The following is a 23,937-nucleotide window of genomic DNA, read 5'->3' on the forward strand; positions in this document are numbered from 1 at the left end:
ATCATGCGCCTCAAGTCGTTGCAAGCCGATGGCTGGCTTTTGATCCTAGGCTTTCTCGGCCTTCTAGGGGTACTGCTGTGGCAAGTCGATTGGCGAGATTTGCTGCCGAATCTTGTCGGTTTTTGGCAGGGCGGACAAGCCATCATGCGCCCTCAGGGGACAACCCTTGAAGCACTGCTGTTGCCTGCCTTTGTGTGGCTTGCCATCACGTTTCTTCTTAAGGAACTCTGCCCTAAACCCACTTTTTGGTCACGGCTGATCGTCAGCATCGGCATTGCCCTACTGGGAATCCGTTATGAATTGTGGCGCTTCTTTGGCAGTTTGAACTTGGATGATCCCCTCAATGGCACGATCTCCGTCGTTCTCTTTTTGGCAGAATTGCTGACGGTTTTCAATAGTGTGGCCTTTTTCTTTCACTGTATTTTCTCCATTGACCGCGCTCCCGAAGCCGATCGCCTCAGTCAAGCGGTGATTCGCGGTGAGTATCTGCCTTGGGTAGATGTGATCTTGCCGACCTACAACGAAGGGGTGGATATTTTGCGGCGTTCGGTGATTGCCTGCCAAGCCATGGACTACCCCAACAAGCGGGTTTACCTGCTCGATGATACCCGTCGGCCAGCGGTGCGTGCCCTTGCCGCAGAACTCGGCTGTGAATATCGCGATCGCCCCGACAACCGCCATGCCAAAGCAGGGAACATTAACCATGCGCTGCCCACCCTTAGTGGTGAACTCATAGCAGTCTTTGATGCTGATTTTGTCCCCAGCCGCAACTTCCTCACCCGCACCGTTGGCTTTTTCCAAGATCCCAAGACGGCAATGGTGCAGACGCCGCAGCATTTTTTCAATGAAGACCCCGTTGCCGTCAATCTCGGCCTTGAGGGCATCCTCAACAATGAGCAAACCCTTTTCTTCCGCTTTATTCAGCCCAGTCGTGACTACTGGGACTCCGTTGTCTGCTGTGGTACCTGTTTTGTGATTCGCCGTAGTGCCCTCGATGAAATTGGTGGCATTCCCACAGACAGTATCACCGAAGACTACATGACAACCATTAAGCTGCAAAGCCTTGGCTATCGCGTCAAATACCTCAATGAAGCCTTGGCGGCGGGTATGTCCCCGGAGACGATTAGTGCCTACATTAACCAACGGCTGCGCTGGGGGCAGGGCACACTGCAAATGCTCTTTTTGGGGGGAAACTTTTTCACTGCCCCTAATCTGCGGTTAACGCAGCGCCTCTCCCATTCCTTGAGTATTATCTACTGGTTTCTTTCCATTCCGCGGGTGATCTTTCTTTTGGCACCGTTGGCCTTTTTGCTCTTTGGTATTGCTCCCTTGCGAGCAACGGTGAACGAGATTCTTTACTTTTACTTTCCCTACTATCTGGGGAATATCATGGCCTTTTCATGGCTCACCGAAGGTCGCCGCTCCGCTTTTTGGTCGGATGTCTATGAAACGATTATTGCCTTTCCGATGGCGATCACGGTGATTCGCACGCTCATTAGTCCGAGGGGTAAAACCTTTAAAGTGACCCCCAAAGGGGTGGTGGATCCCCATCGCATCAATATCAACTGGCCGCTGATTCGTCCCCTGATGATCATTGCCATTTTGACGATTGTTGGCCTGATCTGGCGCAGTTCTCCCCTGCAGGATACGATTGTCAACCCCGATAGCTTGGCGGTAAATATCGTCTGGTCAATCTATAATCTGTCGCTGCTGTTGGTGTGTATGCTGGTGGCCATTGATGTACCGCAGCGCCGTTTTACTCGCTTTCTGCGGGCTGAACCCTGTGAACTCATTGTTGGGGGCGATCGCTACGTCGGGCAAACTGTGGATATTTCTGAAGAGGGCGCCCGCTTACAAATCCGCCGCTGTGACACTTGTCAGGAAAACCATGCTTCGCCGCAGGGATTGCGAACCTATAGTGCCCAATTTCGCCTCTTGCCTCCTAGCGAACTCGCAGATCTATGGCTCTCGGCAGAGCTGCGCTGGCACGATCAGGAGCGCCTGATTCAACTTCAGCAGGGGGCGAGCAGCAACCCTGTCGAAATGCGAATTCGCTTTGTGGATCTATCCTTGGCAGAGCACCGTCGCCTGATCCCCTACCTCTACTGCCAACCGGGGCAATGGCATGAAACTCGTGTGCCTGAAATTAAGACCGCTTGGGCAATGATTCAAAGTGTCTTTCGCCTGCATCCCCTTGCCGAAAGTCGCTAGCCTATTGTTGAAATTTTGCTTTAATTTTTCGGTATAGGCTTAGTTTTGCTAAAGCATTGGGTACACTAGAGGTAAGTTCCCTAAATGGATTAGCACCATGGTGAAAAATTACATCTGTCCCATTCTTGTCAAGCCAAAGCGGCCATATTTTTTAGCCTACGAATTCGCTGCAATTATTCTAGGCAGTCAGAAATTTTGCTGATAATTAATCTTGCATTTAGAAGCGTTGTTATTCATCAAATCAATTAACACCACTGCTACATCCAAGACTCATTGATCAAAGCATTGAAAATAGTTGAAATCTAAAGAGTTGCTCACCCGATCGTAATTTTGAGGTCGTGGCGTTGTTCAACTCTGAGTGAGTACAGGATGTAGAGCTTCATCCCAACTGACTGTGTTCCCATGAAGCTACTTGAAACTAACAACCTATCCCCTAGGGTTTCTCAGCCATCGAGGCCGCCTACGCCACAGGCACCTGCGCGATCGCGACGTATTAGCCCTGATCTGTGGCTTTTACTGTTGGGCAGTGGCGCATTTCTGGCCGTCCTGCTGAGTCAACTGGATTGGCAAAACTTTCTACCCAACTTAGTCGGTCTTTGGCACGAGGGGAAAGCACTGCTGCGGGCTGACGGCACGACGCTTCAAGCACTCCTATTGCCCACACTAGTCTGGATTGCCATTACGTTCTTCCTGAAGGAGATCTCCCCCAAGCCCAATTTTTGGTCGCGTTTAATTGTGGGTTTGGGGCTGACCCTGTTGGCACTGCGGTATATCCTCTGGCGTTTTTTTAACAGCCTCAACCTAGATGATCCCCTCAATGGCACGATTTCGATTCTGTTATTTATCGCTGAACTACTGACCCTAACAAATACCATTTGCTTTTTTGCCCTGTGTATCTTTTCTAAAGACCGCAGCCCTGAGGCCGATCGCCTAAGCCAAGCTGTGATTCGGGGGGAGTATTTGCCTTGGGTGGATGTGATTCTGCCCACCTACAACGAAGGGGTGGACATTTTGCGGCGTTCAGTCATTGCCTGCCAAGCCATGGACTACCCCCACAAGCGCATCTACTTGCTGGACGATACCCGACGGCCGGCGGTGCGTGCCCTAGCTGCAGAACTCGGCTGTGAATATCGCGATCGCCCCGACAACCGCCATGCCAAAGCCGGTAACATTAACCATGCACTGCCCACGCTCACGGGGGAGTTGATTGCCGTCTTTGATGCCGACTTTGTTCCCAGTCGCAACTTTCTCACCCGCACGGTGGGTTTTTTCCAAGATGCGAAAACGGCAATGGTACAGACCCCCCAACACTTTTTCAATGAGGATCCAGTGACTGTGAATCTGGGGCTAGAGGGGATTCTCAACAACGAGCAGACGCTGTTTTTCCGCTTCATTCAGCCCAGCCGCGATTTCTTTAACGCCGTTGTGTGTTGTGGCACCTGTTTTGTGATTCGCCGTAGTGCCCTCGATGAAATTGGCGGCATTCCCACCGACAGTATCACCGAAGACTACCTCACCTCACTCTATTTGCAGGGGCGTGGTTATCAGATCAAATACCTGAATGAAGCCCTCTCAGCAGGAATGTCGCCAGAAACCATCAGCGCCTATATTAACCAGCGATTGCGGTGGGGACAAGGTACCCTGCAAATACTGTTCCTCAAGGACAACTTTTTTACCATTCCTAACCTCAACTTCCTGCAGCGTTTTTACCATAGCCTTGGCGTGCTCTATTGGCTGCTGTCGATCCCCCGCGTTATTTTTTTGCTGGCGCCCTTGGCCTTTTTGCTCTTTGGGCTGGCGCCGCTGCGCGCCACAATTAACGAGGTAGTGTACTTTTACTGTCCCTACTATTTGGGCAATATCATGGCCTTTTCTTGGCTCACCGAAGGCCGCCGCTCCGCCTTTTGGTCCGATGTTTATGAAACCATCATTGTTTTTCCCATGGCTATCACAGTGATCCGCACCCTGATCAGTCCTAGGGGCAAAACCTTCAAAGTCACGCCCAAGGGGATTGTGGATCCCCATCGCATCAATGTTAATTGGCCAGTCATTCGTCCCTTGTTAATCATTGCCGCTCTAATGATGTTTGGTCTCATTTGGCGGAGTTCGCCTTTGCAAGAGACGCTGGTCAATCCCGATAGTTTGGCCATTAACATGGTCTGGTCTAGCTACAACTTTCTCTTGATTTTGGTCTGTGCTCTGGTGGCCATTGATGTGCCGCAGCGACGACATCCGCGGTTCCTGCGTTCTGAACCCTGTGAACTCATCGTTGGGGACAACTGCTATGGCGGACAAACGGTTGACCTGTCTGAGGAGGGGGCACGAATACGTCTCAATAGGTTGCCGGCGGAGTTGTTAGATGACCCCCGAGGCGAACTGCACTTTCTGGCGCCGAGCCCTTTGGTCTACTTGCGCTTACCGATCCAACTGCGGTGGTCAAGAATGGTTGCGTTAGGAAAAAACGCCACGGCTTTAGAGATTGGTGTGCAGTTTCTTCCCTTTTCTTTGCCAAAGCAACGTCGCTTTATTCGTTATCTTTACTGTCAACCCGGCCAATGGGATGAAGTTCGTGTGCCTGAGATTAAAACCGCTTGGGCAATGATTCAAAGTGTCCTTCGCCTGCATCCCCTCGCCGAGAGCCGCTAACCATTGAGAAGGGTGAGGAGATTTTGAATCGCCATACTAGTGGCGCGAACTGCGGCTTGAACGTTGGCATTCTTTGGCTCGACTTGCAGCAGATAGGCCAAGCTGGATTGGAGATAGGTTAAGGCCATCTGAATGTTGGGATCAATGTGCTGGTAGGTTTGGGGCGGGTAGGGCTGACCATAACTGGGATGGGCATAGCCAACGGAGTGCTCGTAGTTGGCCGCTGGATACCCTTGGGAATAGTCATAGTTGGGGTGGGGATAGCCCACAGAATGCTCGTAGTTGGCCGCTGGATACCCTTGGGAATAATCATAGTTGGGGTGGGGATAACCCACGGAATGCTCGTAGTTGGCCGCTGGATACCCTTGGGAATAATCATAGTTGGGGTGAGAATAGCCGACGGCGTGCTCGTAGTTGGCCGCTGGATACCCTTGGGTGGCTTCAACCGGTTGCGCAGGCTCAGGGGGCGTTGAAACTGTTGCTGCAACCGCAGGTACTGGTGGCGCTGACGGCAAAATGACGGCGTGATCTTCTTCCTTCTCCGGTTCGCCAGCAGGGGAGTCAATTGGCGTTGATGGGGTGCTACTGGCCTTGGCAGCCATAATTTCCGTAGCATCGAGGATTTGGGTGGGGGCGCTGTCAATGTCTCCCATGCGTTCTCCCCGTTTGTAGGCACTGATCTGACTGGGACTCTCGGCGGTGTCTTTTTCCTCTTTTTTCAGCCACACCAAAAAGTCAGAGGCACTGTAGGTGGCTTCCCCGCCCAAGGTACGAATAGCAACAAAGCCATTGGCCGCATTGACGCTTTGAATGGGATACCACGTACCCCGATAGAGAATCATCGCATCCATCCCAAGGGAGTTACCCCCTGTCAGAGCGCCGCGTCGCTTACCCCGTGCCCAGCGGTCTTTCCACAGCACTCCCGCTTCGGTGTACTGGATCACATAGCCTTCGGGAACGGTGCGATGTTCGTAACGTAAAAATCCGGGGGTTTGAGCCACACCGACTTGGAAGATACCATAATCCACCATTACCTCTTGAATTAGAGGCCGATAGGGCGATGCATCCCGTACTTCAATGGCAAGGGTAGGGGCATCTGTTTTCACCCGTGCAACGATGCCATCTTTGTAGGAAATCAACTGAACTTCATCAAAGGTTGTTTCTACGCGCAGGTGCCGATTCGAGAGCATTCGCGAATTTTTCTGAATTAAGTCTTTAATAAATTGGTCTATTAATTCGCGATCGCCCATAGTTTTTGCTTTGAATCACGGCAAGAAGACTACCAGCCACTGGGCCTACGGGACGTGCCCCCTTGTTCTCATTATATTCCCTGTGAATTTCTTTCTATAGGAAGCATTGTCTAATGCAACTTTGTGATGCTAGACCCGTTCTTGCATAGGAGCCACAGGTTGGTTGAGGAACACTATTGGCGTCAGTGTAGGACAAAAAGCTTGCTGCCAACAACCGTGAATCTACGGATGAAAGGTTTGCAAATACTCCCGCAGCCGCTGTAATGCCTGACCCCGATGACTGACCTGTTGCTTTTCAGTGGGACTCATCTCGGCAAAGGTACGCTGCTGACTGGGCACCCAAAAGATAGGATCGTAGCCAAACCCCCCTTGACCGCGGGCCGCCGTTAAAATCTCACCTGCACACCGTCCTTCGGTCGTAACGGCAATCGTGCCATCGGGACGCGCGAGGGCAATGACACAAATAAATTCAGCGGCGCGATCGCTGACACCGGCCATTTCCCGTAATAGACGCTCAATACGCTCAGCATCCGTCGCACCGTAGCGAGCCGAGTAGATCCCCGGTGCCCCCTCAAGGGCATGAACGGCTAGCCCCGAGTCGTCGGCGATCGCCCACTTTCCCAGCTCCTGAGCGGCAGTGATGGCCTTCAAACAGGCGTTGCCCACAAAGGAATCCGCAGTTTCAGCAATCTCAATCGTGGCTGGCAGGGGCAGCAACTCCCCAATCCATGGCTGTAACCAGCCTTGAAACTCTCTGACTTTACCGGCATTGTGACTGGCTAAGACCGCTTGGGCGAGAATGGGCATTTCCTAAGGACGACGCTGCAACTGAATATGATCTTGCCGCAAACTGACATCAAAGTGCTGCAGAAAATCCTGCCCCAATAGGCCAATGGTCATTTCAGGCCCAGCGACAGCAACGGGCACTTGCTTCCGATGAAAACCGCCGACGCTGATGGATTGGACATAGACCACTGGCAGCACCACTTGACCATTCGCGGTATGAAACAGGCGATTATCCACCACTTGAGCGGGGGTAATGCCTAAAGCGCGTGCCATCGATCGCGTAATCACTGTCATACTGGCGCCTGAATCCACTAGCATCTCAAACCGTAACCGTTGATTAAACATCACTGGGATAACGGGAATTCCTCCCTGCCGCCGCAGAATCGGTACGATGCCACTGGGCTGGGTGATCACTGTTGCCATGGGCGGAGCAGGGGTTCGGGGAAGTTGTTGCAGCCGCACCAATTCTTGACGATAGCTAGTAAGGGCTGGCGCCTGTTGGGGATGGGCACGAATGACCTGATCGAGAATTTGCACCGCTGTTGCCCAGTCTTGGTTGGCGATCGCCCGATAAAAACTTTCTGGCAGTGCCACCGCAGGCACCCCCTTGGCCGGGGCAATCAGGAGCATCATCCCTGCCAGCGTTGCCAGTGCCCAATATCCGTGTTGTTGGGTCATAATTTTCTTCGTACCCTAGGATCAATAGTAGCGAGATAAGCGTTGGCTATTCTAGGCTGCCAATGAGCACGCAACCTTCGCCACAACTGAGTCCTGAAGACTATCTGCAACGGGAAACCCAAAGTGGGGTCAAGCACGAATACATCAACGGTCAGATCTACGCAATGGCAGGGGCAAGCGATGCCCATGTCACCTTAGCCTTAAATTTGGCAACTCTGCTACGACCAACGGTGCGCCAACGGGGCTGTCGTCTCTACATTTCAGATATGAAAGTGCGTCTGGAGCAGCGAAATTGCTTTTACTATCCGGATCTTTTTGTTACCTGCGATCCACGGGATCGGCAAACCTCTCTCTATAAATCTTTCCCTTGCTTGGTGATTGAGGTGCTCTCTCCTTCAACAGAGGCCTTTGATCGCGGCGATAAGTTCCTTGACTATCAAAGCCTTGAGACGCTAGAGGAATACGTGCTGGTCAATACTCGTCAGCAGCGGCTAGAGACCTTTCGTCGCAGTACCTCGGGCTTATGGGTTTGGCAGGGCTATTCCCCGCCACAAAATTCGGTTGAACTCAAGAGCATCGCTTGGCAAGGCCACTTGTCTGATATCTATCAAGACGTGACCCTTGAGGAGGAGTTGAGGAGTTGAATTAAAAGTTGGTGTGAATCGCCTCCATCGGGCACGCGGTCACACATTGCTCACAGACAATGCAACGGGAGCGGCTAAATTGGAGTTGAAACGTCTCTGGATGGAGCGTCAGCGCCTGAGTGGGGCATACCCCCGTACAGAGGCCACAGTGGACACAGGCCTGCTCATCAATCACAATTTCACGGCTGGCAAGGGAAACCTCAATATTCTGTTGTCGTAACCATTCTAGGGCGGCCTCCATTTGATCAATGTCCCCAGCCAACTCTAGAACCAGTTTGCCCACTTGGTTAGGTGCCACTTGGGCGCGGATGATATTGGCAGCAATGTTAAAGTCCTTGGCTAGGCGATAGGTGACGGGCATTTGAATCGTCCGTCGAGGGAATGTCAATGTGACTCGCTTTTTCACTGGTTGAAGCTTTGCATCGCAGTACAGCCCTTTCCACAAGTATCGCACACTCGCAACGCTGTGAAAGTTAGCGCACAGCCCTTTTCATAGGAATTGAAAATGAAAAACCATTAAATTTTGTTTACTAGTCTATAAACCTAAAAGCCATCTCCAAAGTGAAATTGTTACCCTGCTAGATAGGATGAGATAGAGAATTTTTATCAAAATTTAATAAATTATTAAAAAATGAACATTGCAAAGAAAAGCGAATCTCAAATCAAGCTAGAAGGTTCATCCGTTGCTGATGAAATGGCTCTTTTATGGACGCTTGCTGGCTTGATAATCATTTTCTTAAAATTATACTTTTCTCCCACCCTTTCAGTACAGTTGAGTTGTCAGCGCACTGAAACGAAAGATATGACCGCCACTGCCCAGTGCTTAGTTAAAGAATATTGGTTTTGGGGATTGTATAAACGAAATGAAATGTTAGTTGAATATGTCTCAAGGAGTAACATTGAAATCAAAGAGGAAATAGTTCGACAGCCGAATCCTTTATTACGCAAATTCCTAAGTTTCTACCGGTCAAAATTGAGCACCAACAGTTGTCTCATCGACCAGAGGAAGACTAGGATTGGGAATCGGTGCTGACAATTTCACCGAGGCGTTCAATCTGCAAGGGAGTGTTGGGAAAGTCGGCTTGGGTTAAACGGCGAATCAGTTGCACACTGGCAAAGTTTTGATCAATGTGGGGAATCCCCTTGGCATTGAGGCGTACAGGAATGACTTTACCTTGAAGGAAGCGGCCAGAACCATCGAGTTCAACATCGAGGATTAAGGACTTGCCAAGGGTGCCGTGACTGCTCAGGGTCTGATAGCCGACAAAGTTCCCTAGGGAATAGGCAATGAGGCGGCCTTTATACAATTCGAGGGCACGGGGGACATGGGGACCATGACCTAAGATTAAATCGGCACCGTTATCAATCATGGTGCGGGCAAACTGAACCACATTGCCGCGGTCTTCGCCATAAAAGTACTCGGTGCGATCGCGGGTGTGAATTTGATCGCTGCCTTCGGCGCCACCATGGAAACTAACAACCACAATATCAGCGTTTTGCTTGGCCTTCTGGACAAGAGCAGCACCGGCCTTGAGGTCTTGAATGCGATTTTGGCCGTAGTAGGTGGCAAAGCCAATAAATGCGGTTTTCAGGCCATTGACTTCGAGGTAGGTAATTTGATTGAGATCACCAATGGCGGTCATGCCAGCGGCGTTGATGTGGCGAATCGTATCGCGAAATCCCTGCTCATTAAAGTCGTAGCTGTGGTTGTTGGCAATGTTGAGGACATTGAAACCAGCTTGGCGCAACACCTGTGCATAACTGGGCGGTGAGCGAAAGGCAAAACTGCGACCACTACTGGTGTTTTTGAAGGGATGGGGATGATCGGTGAGGGTACTTTCATAATTGCCAAAGAGGAGATCTGCCCCCTGAAGATAGGGTTTCACTTGGGCAAAGAGCTTTTGTGGATCCGCAGGCAAGCGGTTACTCGGAAAATTGGTGCCAAGGACAATATCGCCAACGGCCTTAATCCGCAAACGGCGATCGCTCGGGGCGGGTGGGGGGGGCACAAGGGGAACGTCGGGTTCAGGGGTTGTAATGGCTGGACTGGGTTCCGCACTCGGCGGGGCATCGACACTGAGTTGATTTTGCAGGGTAAGGGCAACGGCACCCGTGCCCGCGATCGCCAATAAACTGAGGGCAAAAGCACTGACCGCTTGATGGGATGGCGTGGTGGCAGGTGTCGTTGGATTTGAGCTTGTCTGCACAGACGGCGCCGCTGGTAAGGTCTCCTGTAAGTCAATGGTCTGTGTCCATTCTGGCCATTCTTCGCCAAGGAGCCGAGCATGGAGCCGTACACGTAGAACGCCTTGGGGCGCCAATTGCTTGAGGCCTCGGCAAACAAACTGAACGCAGACTTGGGGAGGGAGCGATCGCGCCGCTTCAAACATAATTTGTAAACAGTCACCCCGTCGCCGAACGAGGGCACGCACTCCCTTGGCCTGAAGCGTGCGGTTCATCAAATGGGCAATGGCCTCTGCTTGACCCTGCCGTGCCTGCTGCCAAATCAAATCAAGGGAAGCGGTCATGATCAAAGAACCCTCAGGCGATCGCGAGCGAACCTGTGGTTATTCTATGGGAAGTCACCAATCTTGAAAGTTAGTGTCAGGTCAATTTGACAAACGTCACGCAGAAGTTTCTTGGGTATGCAAGGCTCGCAACAGATCATGACGGCTAATAATGCCGACCAATTCTCCTTGGGCATTCAAGACCGGCAGGCGACTAATGTGGTGATTCACCATGAGGCGAGCCGCTTCAGCAATGGGTGCATCGACGTTAATCGTGTGGGGGTTGGGGGTCATCACATCTTGCACCTGTTGGCCGAGGGTTTTCTTGAGGTGTTGATGAAAGGATTCTGGAGACTCAAAGTAAATAATGCTGCCGAGGAACGTAATGTACAACGGTGGCTCGAGAGGCGCTTCGCGCACAATCAGGTCAGCTTCAGACACCAAGCCCACCAATTTGCCCTTATCATCCACCACGGGGAGGCCGCGCACCTGTTTTTCTTCCATCAGGCGAACTGCCTCAGAAATCGGGGCATCGGTAGGAATGGTAAAGGGGTTGGGGGTCATGTAGTCACGGACAAGAGCGGTCATAGTTAACCTAGGGAATGAGAGGACAGATGGAGGGGATGGTAGTCGCCGTGCATTGCCAGATCGGGACGGAGGCTCTGGGCATGGCGCAGGTAGGCATGGTAAATCGGTTGATCGGGGTTGGGGGTGTTGAAGTAAATCAAGCAGCGGATACAGCGGGGTAAGCCTCCCTCCACATGCATTTGTTGAACATCGAGGAGAGGAATGTTGCGCCAATGGGGACATTCCCGGGCGATCGCCGCCGGAAAGATTTGATCGAGGTCACGGGTCACAGAGAAGGTTACACTAATCACTTCCGAGAAATCGAGGGCATTGCGCCGCTCAATCTCGCCGAGGAGTTCCAAAACCGCCTCACGGATTGCTGGAATTGAATTTTCAGTGGCGGTAGTTGCTCCACGAATTGCTCGGACGCGCCAGCCCACAGTGTGCTCCTCCATCAAGATATCCGCAAGGGTACTGTATCCAGCTTAGGGGCGATAGAGCCATAGGGGAAGTCCATTGGTGGCCATTTCAAATTCCAGCCAGTCGAGACCCGCTTGCCAGGGAAAGGGGAATCGTTCCTGCTGACGCGGAAACAGCCGAGCCAAGGGGGACTTGGGTTCTTCGATGGTTTGCACCTTGGTTTTGTCGGGGTCAAGTCCGGCCAGTTCCGCTAACCAGCGCCGGGCATCCTCCTCGGTTCCTAGGCGATCCACCAGTCCGAGAGCAAGGGCCTGTTCACCCGTAAAGACACGGCCATCGGCAAAACTGCGCACGGTTTCGACATCGAGGTTACGGCCTTCGGCCACGGTTTGGACAAATTGGTGATAGCTGGTGTCAATGAGGTCTTGGAGAATGCGGATTTCTTCCTCGGTAAGGTCGCGATCGAAAGCAAGAATGTCCTTGTAGGGGCCAGACTTGACCACCTTGAATGAGACCCCCACCTTGTCGAGGAGCCGTTGCAAATTGTTGCCCCGCAGGATGACGCCAATACTGCCCGTAATGGTGCCGGGGTTGGCCATGATGTGCTGTGCCCCCATACCGATATAGACCCCGCCAGAGGCAGAGATATTGCCAAAACTGGCAACGATTTTCATTTTCGACTGCAAACGCTTGAGAGCCGCATAGATTTCTTGGGAGTCCCCCACGGTCCCGCCGGGACTGTCAATGCGCACCAGTAGTGCCGGATAGCCCCGTTCTTCAATGGTTTTCAGGGCTTTGAGGACACGACGGCGAGTACCCCCAGCGATCGCCCCCGTAATTTCGAGGCGGGCAATTTGACGATGGTAACCACGGGATAAGGGCCAAGGCATAGGTAGCAATCAGTTCAGCAAATCGTAACAATTGACTCGGATTTCTAATCTAGCAAGGTTCTAGGAGGCAGAGGGCGGTGCTTGCTTCACCATCGCTGCTGAGAGTCCCTCGGTACCGTTGCCGATATACCACAGGGCTGCTGCGGCTTCGGCGTGGGTGACGGGTTTTTGGGGCTGGAGCAAGAGGGTTTCTCCCCAAACGCGGCGAATGTTCGAGAGATCCCCCGCGAGATAGTCAGCGGCCACGGCATTGATGGCGGGGGGAGCAATCCGTTGACTGTCCTTGAAGCCCCATGTTTGCTGAATGCGGTCAATCGTGCTGGGACTGAGCCGCCCCTGTTGATCAAGGGGCACTTTCCACTGCAACAGCGTTTCGCGAGTAAGGGGAGCATTGGGGCGAAAGAGGGTACTAGTATCGCCGGTGAGGGGGCTGGGCAAAAATCCTGCCATCGCCAGTCCCTGAATATAGGGAAAGTCGGGATTATCACGGGGCACATCTTGGAAAATGGGTGTGTCGTTGCGGCTGCCCAAGCGGATTTGGCGTGCGGGGCGATCGGCATAAAAGCGGTTGTAGGTGGTCACCAACCAACGCACAAACTGAGCACGACTGATGGGGGTATTGGGTTGCAGGCGATCGCCCGTGGTGCTGAGAACCCCCAGTTCTGCCAAGTCACGAATGGCCGGCTGTAGGGGGGCAGGGGCGTCCTCTAGATCAGCGAACGTTTGGGGGGAGGAATGGGTGGGCTGGGGAGACGGTGTGGCCGTGGTGCTATTGGTGGATGTGTAGGCCACGGTGAAGGTTGTCAGGTTATTTTCTGGCACCGTGTTGATGGTGACGCTCACTTCCAGTTCAGCACTGCGCCCCCTGAGGGTGATCGTATTGTCGGCTACCTGTTGCTCCACCAGTTGCCAGCCCGACTGCTGAAATTGTTGGCTATAGAATTGCTGGATGGCGATCGCCGGCGCGGGTGCTTGCCAGCGGGTTTCCGTCGTCTGGGGTGACCCCGCTTGGGGCTGATTGGCTACAAGCATCGCATTAGGAAACCGTAAATTCTCTGGTAGCGTTGTCGTCGGTTCTGGCGTGGGTGCTTTCCCCGCCCATTGATCAGCATTGGGGTCAGCAGCAAACCAACTTTGTAGCCCACTGCCCTCACAACTGCTGAGAAGCAGGGCACTCAAGAATAAGATCCATCCCAATTGGCGCGATCGCTTCAACGTTCTTCGACCCTCAGCTTGCTACCGTTTCACTCAGCACTGATTTCAACCGCCATAGAAGGAAAGTCTGCCCCAACTCTAGAGGCAGCGGTGTCACCCCCTCAATACAGGACTGTACCCAGCCCTCTCCCCACGACCATTCTTGCCAGCCCTCAATGGTCTGCCGCAGCACCAATACCAGTCGCTCTGCTGTGAGTAGTTCCACGCGATGTTCCAGTTTTAACCACAGGAATTCACTGCTGAAGGTATCCCCCACTTGCAGGCGATCGCCCGTCGTCTGAATCTGTAGGGGCCACAACCACTGCCGTAACTGTGCTGGCTGCGTCAAATAATCCCGCAGTTGGTCTGCGGTGGCCGGCACTTCAATGCGCAAATGGCTTGATTGAAATGTTCCCAGCATGGCTTTCCCTAAGAGGATAGATACGTGTAGCTGCGCAAACTCCGCTCGTAGTTTTCCAGTAGGTGCTGCGCTTCTGCCAATGTAATTTGCTGCTCCGCAAGGGCAGCCTCGGCACGACGGCGAATTTTCTCGAGGAGGGCATCCCCTTGGTACTGCACATAACCGAGGACTTCTTGCATTGTATCGCCCCGCACCAAATGCTCAATTTCGTAGCCCTTGGGGGTTAGACGGATATGGACGGCATTCGTATCCCCAAAGAGATTGTGGAGGTTGCCCATGATCTCTTGGTAGGCACCGTTGAGAAAAAGGCCAAGGTAGTAGGGTTCCCCTAGGCGAAAGGGATGCAGTTCCAAGACCGATTTCACATCCCGCAGGTCAATGAACTGGTCAATTTTGCCGTCGCTGTCGCAGGTGAGATCCGCAAGGATGCCCCGTTCTGTGGGTTCTTCATCGAGGCGGTGGATTGGCATGATTGGAAACAGTTGATCGATCGCCCAGCTATCGGGCACCGATTGAAACACCGACAGATTGATGTAGTAAATCGAAGCCATGATTTTCTCAAGATCTTCGAGATCGTCGGGCACATATTCCTGCTGGCGAGCAATGCCGAGGATTTTGGCACAACAGGCCCAAAACAGACTCTCTGCCCGTGCCCGCTCTGGCAAACTCAAGTAGCCAAAGTTAAAGAGACTGATGGCTTCTCCCTTAAATTGCAGGGCGTCGTTGTAGGCCTCTTGGTAGTTGTTTTCATCAATTGTTTGGTAGGTATCGTAGAGATTGCGAATAATCAGGTGCTCCTCTTCCGTGGCCGGTTCGGGGGTAATTTTGGGCACTTCACTGACCCCCAAGACATTGAAAATCAACACCGATTGATGGGAGGCAATGGCGCGGCCACTCTCACTAATGAGAATGGGATCGGGAATGCCCCGCTGCCGACAGGCGTCCTTAATGCCGGCCACCACATCACTGGCATAGTTTTGCATACTGTAGTTTTTCGAGGCATGGAAATTGGTTTTCGAGCCGTCGTAATCCACCCCTAAGCCACCGCCCACATCGAGGTATTGCATATTGGCACCGAGGCGCACCAGCTCGCCATAAATTTGCCCCGCTTCGCGAATGGCATCCTTAATGACGCTAATGGCAGAGATTTGCGAGCCAATGTGAAAGTGCAACAGTTGCAAGGAATTGAGCATTCCTACTTCTCGCAGTTGTTCAACCGCTGTTAAAATCTCTGGCACCGTCAGACCAAACTTGGCGCGATCGCCCGCAGAAGTGCCCCAACGCCCCACCCCTTGGGTACTGAGTTTTGCCCGCACCCCCACAATGGGTTCAATGCCCAAAGCCTGACTGACAGCAATCACTTCCGCGACTTCTTCAGGCTGCTCAAGGACAATGATCGGGGTGTGGCCGAGGCGACGCGCCAGAATAGCCGTTTCAATGTAGCCGCGATCCTTATAGCCATTGCAGATCAGCAGTGCCCCCGGTGTATTGAGCATGGCCAAGGCAATCAGCAATTCCGGTTTTGATCCTGCCTCTAGGCCAAACTGATGGGACTGGCCAAAGCGCACGAGGGCTTCAATGATGTGGCGTTGTTGATTGCACTTAACGGGAAAGACCCCCTTGTAGGTGCCCTGATAGCCATAGCGGGCAATGGCACGGGCAAAGCAGGCATTGAGTCGCTCAATGCGATCCTCAAGGATATCGGAAAACCGCAGTAGCAGGGGGAGGCCAATGTTGCGCTGTTGGAGCGCCTGCACCAATTCATAGAGATCCAATGACCCACCGCGATCGCCCTTGGGAGAGACGGTGACATGACCCGCAGCATTAATCCCAAAGTAGGGTTCGCCCCAGCCCTGAATGCGGTAGAGCTGCTCGCTGTCCTCAATTGTCCAATTGCTGGTTTTCGTAACGGTCAAGGCCATCGTGGGTGACACAGCAGCCATAGTGCGCTCCCAAATAAAACCCTGCTGATCCTAACTTGTTTTTGCCAGTGGCACCAATGCAATTGCCGTCGCCTTTTCGGAAGCGTTCGGCTGGCATGGTAGCATTAGGGATCGCTTCCCCTACCGTTGACCGCCATGGCCTTTACGAAAATTTTGATTGCCAATCGTGGCGAAATTGCACTGCGGATTCTGCGTACCTGTGAGGAATTGGGCATTGCAACGGTTGCCGTCTATTCCACCGTAGATCGCCATGCCCTGCATGTGCAATTGGCCGATGAGGCGGTGTGCATTGGCGAAGCCCCCAGTAGCCGCAGCTATCTCAATATTCCCAACATTATTGCTGCTGCCCTCACCCGCCATGTCTCGGCGATTCACCCGGGCTATGGCTTTTTGGCGGAAAATGCCCGCTTTGCCGAGATCTGCGCCGACCACAAAATTACCTTTATTGGGCCGAGTCCCGCTGCCATGCGTGCTATGGGGGATAAATCCACCGCCAAAGCGACGATGCAACAGGTGGGGGTGCCAACAATTCCCGGCAGTGATGGACTGGTGCAGGATGAGGAAACCGCGCGGGCGATCGCTCGCAAAATTGGCTATCCCCTGATGATTAAAGCCACGGCTGGGGGGGGTGGCCGGGGGATGCGCTTGGTGCGCTCTGCTGAAGATTTAGGACGGGCTCTCAGTGCCGCCCAAGGGGAAGCGGAAGCCGCCTTTGGCAATGCCGGCGTCTATCTGGAGCGGTTTATTGAAAATCCCCGCCACATTGAGTTCCAGATTCTGGCGGATAGCTATGGCAATGTCATTCACCTTGGGGAGCGCGATTGCTCTGTACAGCGGCGTCATCAAAAGCTCCTTGAGGAGGCGCCTAGCCCTGCCCTCACCCCAGAACTGCGTGCCAAGATGGGAGCTGCTGCTGTCACTGCCGCCAAAGCCATTAACTACGTCGGTGCCGGCACCATTGAATTTCTCCTCGACGGCCAAGACAACTTTTACTTTATGGAAATGAATACTCGCATTCAGGTGGAGCACACCGTCACAGAAATGATTACGGGGCTGGATCTGATTGCGGAGCAAATTCGCATTGCCCAAGGGGAACCCCTCAGTTTGACCCAAGAGCAGGTTGAGTTGCGCGGACACGCGATCGAGTGCCGCATCAATGCCGAGGATCCGGAGCGCAATTTCCGTCCCCATCCCGGTCGTATTAGCGGTTATTTGCCCCCCGGTGGCCCTGGGGTGCGCATGGACTCCCATGTTTATACCGACTATGAAATCCCCCCCTACTATGATTCGCTGATCGGTAAATTGGTGGTGTGGGGGAGCGATCGCCCCGCTGCCATTGCCCGCATGAAGCGTGCCCTAAGAGAATGTGCGATTATGGGGGTGCCGACCACCATTCCCTTTCATCAGCAGGTGATGGACACACCAGAGTTTCGCAGCGGTATTGTCTATACCAACTTTGTCGATAAGCTCATGACCACATTGGGCTGGAATGTTTAATGCTGGGGCAAAGGAAACTACTGATTGCAGCGAGTGGTACCGGCGGGCATCTCTTTCCCGCACTAGCAGTAGCAGAAGAGTTACCTGAATATGACATCCATTGGTTGGGGGTGCGCGATCGCCTTGAACAGAAACTAATTCCGCCCCATTACCCCCTGCATACGATCAACTTCGCTGGTGTCCAAGGCAAGACCCCTTGGGCAAGGCTGCGCCCCCTCTGGCAATTTTGGGGAGCTTTTTGGCAAACGCGCCAGTTATTAAAACAGGGACACTTCCAAGGGGTGTTTACCACCGGTGGCTACATTGCAGCGCCAGCTATTTTAGCGGCTCGCAGTTTGGGGCGTGTCGCCCTGCTCCATGAATCCAACGCCCTACCGGGCAAAGTCACCCGCTGGCTGGCGCCTTGGTGTACGCTGGTTGCCTTGGGTACCCCCGCGAGTTTAGCCTACCTCAAATCCAAACGGCTGAACCTACGGGTCACGGGCACGCCGGTGCGTCCCGATATTCTCCATCCCGGCGACTTGGAGTTGCCGATTCCCAAGGAGGTACCCCTGATTCTAGTGATGGGGGGGAGTCAAGGAGCAGTGGCCATCAATCGCCTTGTACGGGAAACGGTTCACCGCTGGCTCGAGGCGGGGGCTTGGGTGGTGCATCTCACGGGCAACAATGATCCCGATGCCCAAAGTGTTCAGCATCCCCACTATCTCGTCTTTCCCTTCTTTGAACCCATGGGACCCCTGCTGCACCGCGCGGATATCGTCATTAGTCGAGCTGGCGCCAGTGCCTTGGCGGAACTAACCCTCACAGGAACCCCAGCGCTGTTGATTCCCTATCCCTATGCGGCTGAAGATCACCAAACGGTGAATGCTGAAGTGCTGGTGAGTGCCGGCGCTGCTGAAATGATCCCGCAGTCGGCATTGACGGGCGATCGCCTCGGACGGATCATTTTAGAATGGCTAGGGCAGCCCCAAAAATTACAAGCCATGGCAGAGAATGCCCGCCAATTGGCCATGCCCAACAGCAGTCAGCAGGTCGCTGATCTCATTCGTACGCTGATTCCCGCCCCCTAGGAAACGCGCTATGCCCATCCGTCTGCTTTTTGTTTGTCTTGGTAATATCTGTCGCTCCCCTGCTGCCGAAGGGATCATGCAGGATCTGATCAAAAAGGCCGGCCTAGAGCATGAGATTCAGTGTGATTCCGCCGGCACCAGCAACTTTCACGTTGGCGATCCACCGGATGCCCGCATGGTGATGACGGCACGGCAACGGGGACTGCCCTTGACCCATCGAGCACGCCAATTTCATGCCGCCGACTTTGAGGAATTTGATCTGATTTTGGCGATGGATCGGGAAAACTACTATGATATCTTGCGCCTTGACCCCGAAGGGAAATACCGCGATAAAGTGCGGTTAATGTGTGATTTTTGCCGTCACCACGACGCGAGGGAAGTGCCCGACCCCTACTACGGTGGCCGTCAGGGGTTTGAGAAGGTGTTGGATCTGCTCACCGATGCCTGTGAAGGCCTCCTAGAGTATCTCAAGGCTCACTACCCCCAACTACAGGAGCAGCATTGATGGACTACCGCAGTGCCGGTGTAGATGTAGCCGCTGGCCGTGCCTTTGTCGAGCAAATTCGCCCCTTGGTGCAGCGCACCCAACGACCGGAAGTGGTGGGACGACTGGGAGGCTTTGCTGGGCTATGTCAAATTCCCAAGGGCTATCGTCAGCCCCTTTTGGTGTCGGGAACTGATGGGGTGGGCACGAAGCTAAAGCTGGCTCAGGCGCTTGATCGCCACGATACGGTTGGCATTGATCTGGTGGCCATGTGTGTCAACGATGTCCTCACCTGCGGTGCTGAGCCACTCTTTTTCTTGGACTACATTGCCTGTGGTTGTCTGGCGCCAGAGATTATGACCGCTGTGGTGGCGGGTATTGCCCAAGGGTGTGAAGCGGCGGGTTGTGCCCTCTTGGGGGGGGAGACAGCGGAAATGCCGGGATTCTATGCCGAAGGGGTCTATGACCTTGCGGGGTTCTGTGTTGGTGTCGTTGAGCAGGATCAGGTGCTGGATGGCACGCAGGTGCAGGTGGGGGATGTGGTGTTGGGTTTAGCCAGTTCTGGCTTGCACAGTAATGGCTTTAGTTTGGTACGCAAAATTGTCGGCGATCGCCAGCTCAGTTGGCAGGATACCCCCCTTGGCTCCACCCCCCTTGGCGAGCTGTGCTTAGAACCGACGCGCCTCTATGTCCAACCCATTCGTGCTGCTTTGGCGCAAGGGATTCCCATCCACGGCATGGCTCACATCACCGGCGGTGGTCTGCCGGAAAATTTGCCCCGCTGCTTGGGCGAAGGGCGATCAGCTCAACTCGATCCTCAGGCTTGGCCGATTCCACCGCTTTTCCACTGGCTGGGGGAGATGGGGGAAGTCAGCTTGGGCGAACTTTTCAACACCTTCAATATGGGGATTGGGTACACCGTGGTTTTACCGCCGTCAGCGGTTGCAGCGGCGCAGGCCTGCTTTGCCGAGTGGGGGGTTGAGAGTTGGCCAATTGGCACCGTTGTTGCGGGCACCGGTGAGGTACTGGGATTACCTGCTGCTTAGTTGATGCGCGTGTACCATTCACCATCTCACTGACGCCTAGAATAAAGGTGCTGGCTGCTATCACGGACGGTTGCGAAAAATGACGGCTCCTCTCCTCACCCTTGAAAGTGGCGATCGCCTGACCCGCGAGGAATTTGAAGACCGCTATGGCCGCTCTCCCCACATTAAAAAAGCGGAACTGATCAATGGAGTCGTGTTTGTGGCCTCACCAATTCGGGTTAGAAACCACGCCCAGCCCCATAGCAACATTCTTGGCTGGCTCTTTCACTACAGCATTGAATTTAGCGCCTTCATGGTTTGCGATAACGCCACAGTCCGGCTTGATCACCAAAATGAAGTCCAACCCGATGTGCTATTGCGCCTTGAGGCATCGGCGGGGGGACAATCGCGCATTAGTGCTGATGACTACATCGAAGGGGCACCGGAGTTAGTGATTGAAATTGCCTCTAGCAGTGCCGCCTACGATCTCCACGACAAGAAAGACCTCTATTGCCGTTTTGGCGTCAAGGAATATCTGGTGTGGGTGGTCTCAGAACAGGCCTTCTACTGGTATCACCGCGAGCAGGGGAGCTACGTTCAGCAACAGCCCGATCGCGAGGGAGTGCTGCGTAGTCAAGAGTTTACCGGTCTCTGGTTGAATTTGCCTGCCCTTTTACAAGGGAATATGAAAAGCGTAATGATCACATTACAACAGGGGCTAGCTTCCCCTGAATGCCATCGGTTTGCTGAAGCCTTAAAGCGGCAATCACAATAAATTTAGCGTTGCCCCCGGAGGCTACGGAATGACTCAATTAGTTAATATCATCCCCCTTGAAAGTGGCGATCGCCTGACCCGCGAGGAATTTGAATACCGCTATGAGCACTCTCCCCACATTAAAAAAGCGGAACTGATCAATGGAGTCGTGTTTGTGGCCTCCCCAATTAGAGTAAGAAAGCACGCTCAACCTCACGGACACATGGTTGTGTGGCTGGGTACCTATGCGACACTGATGCCCAGTTTGATGATGTGTGACAATGCTACTGTACGGCTGGATGACAGCAATGAAGTCCAACCCGATGTGCTATTGCGCCTTGAGGCATCGGCGGGGGGACAATCACGCATTAGTGCCGATGACTACATCGAAGGGGCACCAGAGTTAGTGATTGAAATTGCCTCTAGCAGTGCCGCCTACGATCTCCACGACAAGAAAGACCTCTATTGCCGTTTTGGCGTCAAGGAATATCTGGTGTGGGTGGTCTCAGAACAGGCCTTTTACTGGTATCACCGCGAGCAGGGGAGCTACGTTCAACAACAGCCCGATCGCGAGGGAGTGCTGCGTAGTCAGGAATTTGCCGGCCTCTGGCTGAACTTGCCGGCCCTTTTACAAGGGGATATGAAAAAGGTGATGCTCACATTGCAACAGGGGTTGGCAACAAGAAGTGATCACCCCCTCAGTGAAGGATAGATCATGGAACACTGGCAGTGGCGACTCAAGAGTTATAAAAAAGCGTTTCAGAGGCTTCAGGAAGGGGTGGAACTGTGCCGTACTCGCCCCTTGAGCAATATAGAAAAGCAGGGAGTGATTCAAGGATTTGAGTACACGTTTGAACTGGCGTGGAACCTGCTCAGGGACTATAGCTATTCCAATCAAGAATGAGATATTATCCAGCACAATAATTGTGAATGCGTCAGGACACCTTTGTGAAGGTCGGCGTCAAGGCAAAACGTTTGAGAGCAGACGATGACTACCTCGCTCATCTCCTTGCTACTGCCTGAGTATGCGTTTGCCCTGCGAGGATTTCGGATCAGCCTCACTGCTTGCCTGCAAGGCTTTGAGATCTAGCAAACTGACGATCGTCCCCGTCATCGGAATGGCAAGGAAAATACCGACAATTCCTGCGACTGTTGCCCCTACTAGGAGGGAAAAAAATAAAACCACTGGATTCAGGTTGACGGAGTTGCGCATCACACGGGGCATGAGAATATTTTCTTCCACCTGTTGCAGCAGAATACAGCTAATTAGCACTTGTACACTCAGGGCAATACTCTTGGGCAGCAGGATCAAGCAGATGAGGGAAATGCCCATCGTTGAGCCAATCCCTGGAATGAGATCCAAGCCACCGGCGATCGCCCCAAGGGCAAGGGCATAGGGGGCACGTAACACCAGCAAGACAAGGAATGTGGCGGTACCAAAGAAGAGAGAGAGAAGCAAACGGCCACTAAAGAAGCCCAAAAAGTTCCGCTCTAAGGCTTGGGGCACGCGATCGCGCCACAGATCAGGCAAAAAACTCAGTAGGTACTGCCATAGCCGCTCCCCCTCCAGCAGCATAAAGAAGGTAATCACAGCAACAATAATGCCGCTTAGGAAGAGGGCAAAGATGGACTGGAGCTTACCAAAGCCAAACTGAATCCCCGCAAGGGCAAAGTTGCGCAATTCTGACTCCAGTTGCTGGAAATTGATGTCTAGATTCCATCGCGCCAGAAACTGCTGCATCCTCTCAAGGGAGTCAATCCACAGATCAATTTGGCTAGGCAAATTGGTGATCAAGTCCTGCAACTGGCCAATGATCGCCAACCCAAGGGTAATCCCCAAGCCGATTAGAATTGCCAATGTCCCCAGAAACACAATGGTAACCGCCAAACTATGGGGCAAGTAACGCTTGAGCCAGCCCACAGGATAGTTGAGTAAAAACGCCAGAATGGCCGAAAAAAGAAAGATCAGTAAGACGTAGGCAAAGTAGTGCAAAAGTTGCACGCCAATCCAGCCAAGGGCAAAGAGCAGCAGCAGGCGCAGTAGGCGGCGGTTTTCGAGGCGATCGAGCCAATTGAACATAGATTGATGTCGGATGCCCTCAACGCCTTGACTATAGCTCATAGGCTGCGTTTTGCGGCTCAGTTACATTACTTTACAAAGCGTCTGACCCTTTGGGATCATGGGATGGGGTTTTAATCGTACGGAGTAGATCGGCGTGGATCAGCACAGTTGGCAAACCAGTTCGCAGTGGATCATGGTGGGGTTATTGCTCTTGTTTGCGATCGCCCACAGTGGATTGGCAAGCCTACGTCCTTGGGCAGAAAAGCGCGTCGGTGCCCGCCTTTATCGCATTTTTTTTGCCCTAGTGAGTCTGCCCTTAGCGACAACCTTGATTCTCTACTTTTTGGCCCATCGCTACGACGGCGTGCAACTGTGGCAACTCCAAGGGGTACCGGGGATGGGGGCGCTCGTGTGGGGGCTATCGGCGATCTCGTTTCTCTTTCTTTATCCGGCCACATTTAACTTGCTAGAGATTGCCGCTGTACAAAAGCCAGAAGTGCACCTCTACGAAACGGGCATTATTCGCATTACCCGTCACCCGCAGTTATGGGGACAGGTGATCTGGTGTGTGGCGCATACGCTGTGGTTGGGCACGTCCTTTACACTGCTGACCTCCCTTGGGCTGATTGCCCATCACTGCTTTGGGGTTTGGCATGGCGATCGCCGCTGGTACGCACGGCATGGAGAAGCGTTTACTGCTCTGAAAGCCCGCACCTCAATCATTCCCTTCAAAGCCATTTGGGAAGGTAGGCAACAACTCGTGTGGCGGGAATTTTGGCGCCCCGCCTATGGGGGAGTAGCGATCTTTGTCGGTTTGCTGTGGTGGCTACATCCTTACTTTTATCAAGTCACGCCGCAAATTTTGCCCTTTTAGCTTCTCCATTGGAA

Annotated in this window: 23 protein-coding genes; 11 read left to right on the forward strand and 12 right to left on the reverse strand. The window is 53.2% G+C overall.

Annotated elements, in window-relative coordinates:
• The first annotated feature begins 3 nt into the window (after window positions 1–3).
• Window positions 4–2,211, forward strand: coding sequence for a glycosyltransferase family 2 protein (locus M0644_RS07595; protein WP_286625185.1), 2,208 nt, complete (start codon window positions 4–6; stop codon window positions 2,209–2,211).
• A gap of 402 nt (window positions 2,212–2,613) precedes the next feature.
• Window positions 2,614–4,857, forward strand: coding sequence for a glycosyltransferase (locus M0644_RS07600; RefSeq protein WP_286625186.1), 2,244 nt, complete (start codon window positions 2,614–2,616; stop codon window positions 4,855–4,857).
• Here M0644_RS07600 and M0644_RS07605 read toward each other — a convergent pair.
• From M0644_RS07605 to M0644_RS07615, 3 genes are all read right to left on the reverse strand, one after another.
• Window positions 4,854–6,047 carry a hypothetical protein gene (locus M0644_RS07605; RefSeq protein WP_286625187.1) on the reverse strand — a complete coding sequence of 398 codons (1,194 nt, stop codon included), beginning with the start codon at window positions 6,045–6,047 and terminating at the stop codon, window positions 4,854–4,856. The two genes, M0644_RS07600 and M0644_RS07605, sit on opposite strands and share 4 nt — an antisense overlap.
• Before the next feature lie 282 nt (window positions 6,048–6,329).
• Complete coding sequence (gene rdgB, locus M0644_RS07610) at window positions 6,330–6,914, reverse strand: RdgB/HAM1 family non-canonical purine NTP pyrophosphatase (protein ID WP_149819625.1); 585 nt, start codon at window positions 6,912–6,914, stop codon at window positions 6,330–6,332.
• 3 nt (window positions 6,915–6,917) lie between these two features.
• Entirely contained in the window at window positions 6,918–7,571 is a 654-nt protein-coding gene (locus tag M0644_RS07615; RefSeq protein ID WP_149819627.1) for a TIGR02281 family clan AA aspartic protease, read from the reverse strand.
• A 62-nt stretch (window positions 7,572–7,633) separates the two neighbouring features.
• Here M0644_RS07615 and M0644_RS07620 point away from each other — a divergent pair, with 62 nt between their 5' ends.
• Window positions 7,634–8,215: a Uma2 family endonuclease gene (locus tag M0644_RS07620; RefSeq protein WP_286625188.1), complete on the forward strand. Its 582-nt coding sequence runs from the start codon at window positions 7,634–7,636 to the stop codon at window positions 8,213–8,215.
• 1 nt (window position 8,216) lies between these two features.
• On the opposite strand, the gene M0644_RS07625 is transcribed toward M0644_RS07620, so the two are convergent.
• The 8 genes from M0644_RS07625 to speA form a co-directional block, all read right to left on the reverse strand.
• Complete coding sequence (locus M0644_RS07625; RefSeq protein ID WP_149819631.1) at window positions 8,217–8,621, reverse strand: NIL domain-containing protein; 405 nt, start codon at window positions 8,619–8,621, stop codon at window positions 8,217–8,219.
• 604 nt (window positions 8,622–9,225) lie between these two features.
• The gene (locus M0644_RS07630) at window positions 9,226–10,743 is read right to left on the reverse strand and encodes a CapA family protein (RefSeq protein ID WP_149819633.1); all 1,518 of its coding nucleotides are present in this window, start codon (window positions 10,741–10,743) and stop codon (window positions 9,226–9,228) included.
• A 96-nt stretch (window positions 10,744–10,839) separates the two neighbouring features.
• Complete coding sequence (locus M0644_RS07635; protein ID WP_149819635.1) at window positions 10,840–11,310, reverse strand: CBS domain-containing protein; 471 nt, start codon at window positions 11,308–11,310, stop codon at window positions 10,840–10,842.
• A 2-nt stretch (window positions 11,311–11,312) separates the two neighbouring features.
• Entirely contained in the window at window positions 11,313–11,744 is a 432-nt protein-coding gene (aroH, locus tag M0644_RS07640) for a chorismate mutase (RefSeq protein WP_149819637.1), read from the reverse strand.
• 30 nt (window positions 11,745–11,774) lie between these two features.
• Window positions 11,775–12,599, reverse strand: a complete 825-nt coding sequence (gene sppA, locus M0644_RS07645; protein ID WP_286625191.1) for a signal peptide peptidase SppA — start codon at window positions 12,597–12,599, stop codon at window positions 11,775–11,777.
• 60 nt (window positions 12,600–12,659) lie between these two features.
• Window positions 12,660–13,778: an S-layer homology domain-containing protein gene (locus M0644_RS07650; RefSeq protein ID WP_286625192.1), complete on the reverse strand. Its 1,119-nt coding sequence runs from the start codon at window positions 13,776–13,778 to the stop codon at window positions 12,660–12,662.
• A 49-nt stretch (window positions 13,779–13,827) separates the two neighbouring features.
• Window positions 13,828–14,214 carry a hypothetical protein gene (locus M0644_RS07655; RefSeq protein ID WP_286625193.1) on the reverse strand — a complete coding sequence of 129 codons (387 nt, stop codon included), beginning with the start codon at window positions 14,212–14,214 and terminating at the stop codon, window positions 13,828–13,830.
• An 8-nt stretch (window positions 14,215–14,222) separates the two neighbouring features.
• Entirely contained in the window at window positions 14,223–16,157 is a 1,935-nt protein-coding gene (speA, locus tag M0644_RS07660) for a biosynthetic arginine decarboxylase (RefSeq protein WP_399373731.1), read from the reverse strand.
• A gap of 135 nt (window positions 16,158–16,292) precedes the next feature.
• On the opposite strand from speA, the gene accC reads away from it, so the two are divergent.
• The 7 genes from accC to M0644_RS07695 all read left to right on the forward strand — a co-directional run bounded on the left by accC (window position 16,293) and on the right by M0644_RS07695 (window position 21,891).
• Window positions 16,293–17,654 carry an acetyl-CoA carboxylase biotin carboxylase subunit gene (gene accC / locus M0644_RS07665; RefSeq protein ID WP_286625194.1) on the forward strand — a complete coding sequence of 454 codons (1,362 nt, stop codon included), beginning with the start codon at window positions 16,293–16,295 and terminating at the stop codon, window positions 17,652–17,654.
• Window positions 17,654–18,724 (forward strand): undecaprenyldiphospho-muramoylpentapeptide beta-N-acetylglucosaminyltransferase, encoded by a 1,071-nt coding sequence (gene murG, locus M0644_RS07670; RefSeq protein WP_286625195.1) that lies wholly within the window; start codon window positions 17,654–17,656, stop codon window positions 18,722–18,724. Before accC ends, murG begins: the two co-directional genes overlap by 1 nt.
• 10 nt (window positions 18,725–18,734) lie before the next feature.
• Window positions 18,735–19,229 (forward strand): low molecular weight protein-tyrosine-phosphatase, encoded by a 495-nt coding sequence (locus M0644_RS07675; RefSeq protein ID WP_149819649.1) that lies wholly within the window; start codon window positions 18,735–18,737, stop codon window positions 19,227–19,229.
• Window positions 19,229–20,254 (forward strand): phosphoribosylformylglycinamidine cyclo-ligase, encoded by a 1,026-nt coding sequence (gene purM, locus M0644_RS07680; protein ID WP_286625196.1) that lies wholly within the window; start codon window positions 19,229–19,231, stop codon window positions 20,252–20,254. Before M0644_RS07675 ends, purM begins: the two co-directional genes overlap by 1 nt.
• Window positions 20,255–20,333: 79 nt before the next feature.
• Window positions 20,334–21,008: a Uma2 family endonuclease gene (locus M0644_RS07685; RefSeq protein ID WP_286625197.1), complete on the forward strand. Its 675-nt coding sequence runs from the start codon at window positions 20,334–20,336 to the stop codon at window positions 21,006–21,008.
• Window positions 21,009–21,036: 28 nt separating this feature from the next.
• Complete coding sequence (locus tag M0644_RS07690) at window positions 21,037–21,699, forward strand: Uma2 family endonuclease (protein ID WP_286625198.1); 663 nt, start codon at window positions 21,037–21,039, stop codon at window positions 21,697–21,699.
• A gap of 3 nt (window positions 21,700–21,702) precedes the next feature.
• Window positions 21,703–21,891, forward strand: coding sequence for a nucleotidyltransferase substrate binding protein (locus M0644_RS07695; RefSeq protein WP_286625199.1), 189 nt, complete (start codon window positions 21,703–21,705; stop codon window positions 21,889–21,891).
• A 108-nt stretch (window positions 21,892–21,999) separates the two neighbouring features.
• Here M0644_RS07695 and M0644_RS07700 read toward each other — a convergent pair whose 3' ends face one another.
• A complete protein-coding gene (locus M0644_RS07700) occupies window positions 22,000–23,067 on the reverse strand; it encodes an AI-2E family transporter (RefSeq protein ID WP_286625200.1) in 1,068 nt (355 codons plus the stop codon).
• 175 nt (window positions 23,068–23,242) lie between these two features.
• Here M0644_RS07700 and M0644_RS07705 point away from each other — a divergent pair, with 175 nt between their 5' ends.
• Window positions 23,243–23,923 (forward strand): NnrU family protein, encoded by a 681-nt coding sequence (locus M0644_RS07705; protein WP_255451735.1) that lies wholly within the window; start codon window positions 23,243–23,245, stop codon window positions 23,921–23,923.
• Window positions 23,924–23,937 lie beyond the last annotated feature (14 nt).

Origin of the sequence: Thermosynechococcus sp. B1 (genome assembly GCF_030322985.1) — a bacterium.
GTDB lineage: Bacteria > Cyanobacteriota > Cyanobacteriia > Thermosynechococcales > Thermosynechococcaceae > Thermosynechococcus.